The sequence below is a fragment of the Neisseria sp. P0021.S005 genome, assembly GCF_051956955.1.
The window spans coordinates 1-5,349 of sequence record NZ_JBQCWY010000183.1 but is presented as its reverse complement, the minus strand read 5'-3'; the positions used below and the strand labels follow the sequence as shown (position 1 = coordinate 5,349).

The following is a 5,349-nucleotide window of genomic DNA, read 5'->3' as shown; positions in this document are numbered from 1 at the left end:
TCGGTACACTGCACCGTAAATTCCGCTATGCCCGGGCAGCCTATTTCGGTCTGCTCAAAGTAAGTGCGCAAAGCCATCTGAAGGCGATGTGTTTGAACCTGTTGAAAGCGGCTAACAGGCTAAATGTGCCTGTTGTTGCTTAAAAGGCGGCCCGGATGCCTGATTAATCAGGTATCCAAGGGGAATTAAGGGGATATTTGGGTAAAATCAGTGGATATTCGAAACAAAAACAGCCGAAAACCTGTGTTTAGGTTTCGGCTGTTGGGGGAAAGGAATTTTGCAAAGGTCTCAGGCCGTCTGAAATTTCAGATGGCCTTTTGATTATGTTTTAAAGAATAGGACGTAGCTTAGAGGCTCATACGCCGTGGCGGTCGAGCCAACGTTCGGCATCAAGCGCAGCTTGGCAGCCGGAAGCTGCGCTGGTGATGGCTTGACGGTAGGTATGGTCTTTGACGTCGCCTGCCGCCCATACGCCTTCGATATTGGTTGCGCCGACATTGTCACCGGTACCACCTTTGGTTTTCAGGTAGCCAGTTTCATCCATATCAAGTTGACCTTTGAAGATGTCGGTGTTGGGTTTGTGGCCGATGGCGATGAAAACGCCTTTTACAGCGATTTCTTCAGTGCTGCCGTCATTGTGTTTCAGGCGTGCACCGGTAACGCCGCTTTCGTCGCCCAAGATTTCGTCAACCGAGCTGTTGAGCTTGAGGATGATTTTGCCTTCTTCGACGCGTTGCATCAGTTTGTCCACCATGATTTTCTCGGCGCGGAAGCTGTCGCGGCGGTGAATCAGGGTAACGGTGTTGGCGATATTGGCAAGGTAGAGGGCTTCTTCCACAGCGGTATTGCCACCGCCGACTACGGCAACATCTTGTTTTTTGTAGAAGAAACCATCGCAAGTTGCGCAGGCGGAAACGCCTTTGCCGGCAAAGGTTTCTTCGCTTGGCAAACCTAAATATTTGGCGGAAGCGCCGGTGGCAACGATGAGTGCATCGCAGGTGTATTCGCCCATATCGCCTTTAAGGGTAAACGGACGGTTTTGCAAATCAACGGTGTGGATTTGGTCGAAAATCATTTCAGTACCGAAGCGTTCGGCATGAGCCTGGAAACGGGCCATCAGTTCCGGACCTTGTACGCCTTCGGCATCGGCAGGCCAGTTGTCCACTTCGGTGGTGGTCATCAGTTGTCCGCCTTGCTCAACGCCGGTAATGATCACAGGGTTGAGATTGGCGCGGGCAGCATAGACGGCGGCAGTATAGCCGGCGGGGCCGGAGCCGAGGATGATGAGTTTGTGATGGTTGCTCATAATGGTTTCCTTGCTGATGAATGATTGAATTTTGTCGTATCTAAGCTTTCAGACGGCCTGAATTTTACTTGAATCTGCCGCCGTCTGAAATATGTTTGTTGCTTGGGTTTAGTGGCTGTCTTTCCATTGATAGTATTTTGAGCCGAGAAAAGAGCCGAGTTTGCGCAGGAATGGTTGGGTGATGATGTTGCTGTGGCGCAGTTGCTCGAAAGGTTTCAGACGGCCGTCATCGCCCATGATGGCTTCGGCAATCGCCAAACCGGCAATGCCGGTAATCGCCATGCCGTGTCCGGAATAGCCTTGGGCGTAGAAAACGGTAGGGGCGAGGCGGCCGAAATGTGGGGCGAGGTTGCGCGTAATGTCGCATTCGCCGCCCCAAGAATGCTCGATTCTGATATCGGCAAGTTGCGGGAAAACTTTCAGCATATCTTGGCGGACGAGTTCAGTCATGCGGTCAGGGTCATCGATAAACTCGTTGTCTTTGCCGCCGAAGAGCAGGCGGCCGTCGGCGCTGAGGCGGTAGTAGTCGAGGACGTGGCGGTTGTCGCAGATGGCCATATTATTGCGGATCAGGTCTTTGGCGCGTTCGCACAGTGGCTCGGTGGCGATGATAAAGGTGCTGACTGCAATGGCTTTTTGTTCCAATACTTTGAATTTTGGGTGTAAGCCTGCATAAGTATTGACGGCATAAACGAGGTTTTTGCACTCAACACTGCCATTGGGCGTATGAACCAGCCAGCCGTTATCGCATGGCTCGATACGCGTCATCGGGGATTGCTCAAAAAGTTGTGCTTCTGCATCGGTTGCCGCTTTGGCAATGCCTAGGGTGTAATTGAGTGGGTGTAAGTGGCCGGATAAAGGATCAAATTGCGCGCCTTGATACATATCGCTGGCAAGTTGCTGCTTCAGCGTGGCTTTATCCCAAAGCTGGTAATGGCTTGCGCCATAATGTTTTTGAGCGTGTTCGTGCCATTGTTGCAATTCTTCCCAATGCTGAGGACGGACGGCGACGGTAGCGTAGCCGCGTTGCCAATCGCATTGGATATTGTGTTTTTGAATGCGGGAGTCAACCAGTTCAACGGCTTGCAGAGATTGCTGCCAGAACCATTGAGCCTGTTCCAAACCGACTTGTTTTTCGATTTCTTCCATGCCGCAGGCAAAGTCGCTGATGACTTGTCCGCCGCTGCGGCCTGATGCGCCGAAACCGATACGGGCGGCTTCAAGTACGATGACTTCATGGCCGTTTTCGGCAAGCGGTAGGGCGGTGCATAAGCCGGACAGGCCACCGCCGATAACGCAGGTTTCAGTTTTCAGACGGCCTTCCTGCGTCGGATAAGACGGATGGGGATTAGCCGTGCTGACATAGTAGGAAGGAAGGTATTCTTTGAAGCTGGGATTGATCATGATTTGAGCTTTAGGTTGGTTTTCACTTCATTGAAATTGGTTTTCAGACGGCCTGGAATGTGGGTTTGGGTTCAGGCCGTCTGAAAGGATAAGATGCAGTTAATAAAACAGGCTGTTCCGACACTTTATCGGACAGCCTGTCTGCATATTAGGCGGCTTTCTCGGCTGCCAATTTTTCTTGGCGGTAGGCTTCGGCAGCCTCGCGTTCCCGTTTGGTTGCCTGACGCATCATCCAGTAGTTGACGACAATCACCAGCGTACCGATGATACCGATCAGGATGGTTGCCAAAACGTTCATCTGAGGGTCAAGACCGAGTTTGATTTTGGAGAAAATTACTTGCGGCAATGTCGATGAACCCGGGCCTGACAGGAAAGAGGTAATTACCAAGTCGTCCAAAGACAGGGTAATGCCCAAGAGGAAGCCGGAAGCAATCGCAGGGGCAATCAACGGCAGGGTAATCACGAAGAAAATCTTCAGCGGACGGGCACCCAAGTCCATAGCGGCTTCTTCCAAGGATTGGTCCAATTCCACCAAGCGCGAACGGATAACGACGGTAATGTACGCCATGCAAAGCGTGGTGTGGCCAAGGAAGATAGTGAAGAAGCCGCGATCGAAGTAGAGCGATTGCAGCAATTCACTGCCTTGCAGGAACATTTGCACCTGAATAATCAACAGCAGCATGGACAAACCGGTAATCACATCAGGCATCACCATAGGCGCGGAAATCATACCGGCAAACAGGGTGCTGCCGCGGAAGCGCTTGATACGCGCCATGGCGTAACCAGCCAATGTGCCGAGTGCTACGGCGGCAAGCGAGGAAACGATGGCGATACGCAATGACAGCCAGGCCGCTTCCAAGATGGTGTCGTTTTCCATCAATGCGCCGTACCATTTGGTTGAGAAACCGCCCCAAACGGTAACCAGTTTGGATTCATTGAAAGAATAGATGACCAAAACCACCAGCGGAATATAGAGGAATGCCAGCGAGAGCAGGAGCATCAGTTTCAAGAACCAGGATAATTTGGTTTTCTGCATTATTTGCCTCCTTCTTCCAATTCGCGGTTTTCATAGTGTTGGAACAGGGCAATCGGTACAACCAGTAGGGCAACCATGACGACGGCGACGGCAGAAGCCAGCGGCCAGTTGTTTTGGTCGAAGAATGCCTGCCACAATACTTTACCGATCATCAGGTTTTCAGAACCGCCCACCAATTCAGGAATCACAAACTCACCGACGGCCGGAACGAAGACCAGCATAGAGCCTGCGATGATACCTGTTTTGGATAAAGGCAGGGTAATGGTAAAGAACGATTTGATCGGACCTGCACCCAAGTCGGAAGCGGCTTCGAGCAGGCGGTTGTCCAGTTTTACCAATTGTGTGTACAGCGGCAAAATCATAAACGGCAAATAGGCGTAAACCATCACCAAATTCAGCGAAAAAGCATTGTAGAACAAGTCTAAAGGCTCGCTGATGATTCCGTATTTGATTAAGAAATTGTTGATGATGCCGTTGTGTCCCAATAAGCCCATCCATGCGTAAACACGCAATAGGAAAGAGGTCCAGAAAGGCAGCATGATCGCCAACAGCAGGCCGTTGCGCGCAGCCGGATTGGCGCGTGAAATGGCATAAGCAGTCGGATAACCAATCAACAGGCAGATAATGGTCGTCGTCAGCGCGGTCTTAATCGAAGACCAGTAGGTCATCAAATAGATATTGCTGTTTTCACTGTCGCCAAACGGATTGAGCGTATTCCAAAAGTTTTGGAAGATGTCGGCGTAGTTCTGATAGCTGATGGCAATGTTCAGACGGCCTAAGTCTTCATCAATCGTCGTCAACGGCGTAAATGGCGGAATAGCGATTTCTTGTTCGGCAAAGCTGATTTTCAATACGATGGCGAACGGAATCAGAAACAGAATCAAAAGCCAAATATACGGCACGGCAATCACTGCACGCTGTCCAGGACGGCGGAACAGTTTGTTTTTCAGTTTTTTAAGGTCCATTGCATTTCCCTCAAATTAACTGTACAGAGGCGTAGGTTGGTTTTCAGGCCAGCTGATATAGACAGTTTCGTCCCAAGTCGGCGGTGTAATGTTGCGCACATACCAATAAGGTGCGGGAACTTGGCTTTTGACGACACGGCCGTTGGCGAGTTTGATATGGTAAATCGCAAAGCTGCCCAGATAGGCAATCTCTTTGACTGTGCCTTGAGCCCAGTTGTGTGCGCCTAAGTGTTCCGGTTTCTCTTTGTGCAAATCAATGTCTTCAGGGCGGATGCTGATCCAAATTTCATGGTCGTTCGGAACGCCCAAACCATGGTCGATGCGGACGTGGTTTTCCAAGCCGTCACATTTGACGATGGAGAAATCGGCGCGGTCATCAATGACGACGCCGTCAAAAATATTGGTTTCGCCGATAAATTCGGCAGTAAAGCGGCTGTTAGGATAGTCGTACACGTCGCTAGGCGTACCGACTTGGCGCAATTGGCCGTCGGACATAATGGCGATACGGGTAGCCATCGTCATCGCTTCTTCTTGGTCGTGGGTAACCATGATGCAGGTTACGCCGACTTGTTCCAGCGTGTTGACCAATTCCAGTTGGGTTTGTTGGCGCAGTTTTTTATCGAGTGCGCCCAAAGGTT

The 5,349-nt window shown here is 50.9% G+C and carries 5 protein-coding genes and 1 pseudogene; 1 reads left to right on the top strand and 5 read right to left on the bottom strand.

The genetic code is table 11. The features are described 5' to 3' along the window. Nucleotides 1–143: pseudogene (locus tag ACTHUE_RS10455) on the top strand (IS5/IS1182 family transposase); the annotation flags it as partial. Nucleotides 144–355: 212 nt separating this feature from the next. Here the strand turns inward: ACTHUE_RS10455 and trxB are convergent. The 5 genes from trxB to ACTHUE_RS10430 all read right to left on the bottom strand — a co-directional run. After that, on the bottom strand, nucleotides 356–1,306 hold the full coding sequence (gene trxB, locus ACTHUE_RS10450; RefSeq protein ID WP_049329772.1) for a thioredoxin-disulfide reductase: 951 nt from the start codon (nucleotides 1,304–1,306) through the stop codon (nucleotides 356–358). A gap of 108 nt (nucleotides 1,307–1,414) precedes the next feature. Further along, nucleotides 1,415–2,710, bottom strand: coding sequence for an NAD(P)/FAD-dependent oxidoreductase (locus ACTHUE_RS10445; protein WP_070461595.1), 1,296 nt, complete (start codon nucleotides 2,708–2,710; stop codon nucleotides 1,415–1,417). Between the two features lie 148 nt (nucleotides 2,711–2,858). Next, the gene (locus ACTHUE_RS10440) at nucleotides 2,859–3,746 is read right to left on the bottom strand and encodes an ABC transporter permease subunit (protein ID WP_003679574.1); all 888 of its coding nucleotides are present in this window, start codon (nucleotides 3,744–3,746) and stop codon (nucleotides 2,859–2,861) included. After that, nucleotides 3,746–4,711: an ABC transporter permease subunit gene (locus ACTHUE_RS10435; RefSeq protein ID WP_070823533.1), complete on the bottom strand. Its 966-nt coding sequence runs from the start codon at nucleotides 4,709–4,711 to the stop codon at nucleotides 3,746–3,748. Before ACTHUE_RS10435 ends, ACTHUE_RS10440 begins: the two co-directional genes overlap by 1 nt. Before the next feature lie 15 nt (nucleotides 4,712–4,726). Next, the coding region (locus ACTHUE_RS10430) for an ABC transporter ATP-binding protein (RefSeq protein ID WP_440423418.1) at nucleotides 4,727–5,349 on the bottom strand (623 nt) is incomplete at its 5' end.

Bases quoted from the DNA above. Each gene is read 5' to 3' on its own strand.
- trxB (WP_049329772.1), bottom strand. From the start codon at position 1,306: ATGAGCAACCATCACAAACTCATCATCCTCGGCTCCGGCCCCGCCGGC.
- ACTHUE_RS10440 (WP_003679574.1), bottom strand. From the start codon at position 3,746: ATGCAGAAAACCAAATTATCCTGGTTCTTGAAACTGATGCTCCTGCTC.
- ACTHUE_RS10445 (WP_070461595.1), bottom strand. From the start codon at position 2,710: ATGATCAATCCCAGCTTCAAAGAATACCTTCCTTCCTACTATGTCAGC.
- ACTHUE_RS10435 (WP_070823533.1), bottom strand. From the start codon at position 4,711: ATGGACCTTAAAAAACTGAAAAACAAACTGTTCCGCCGTCCTGGACAG.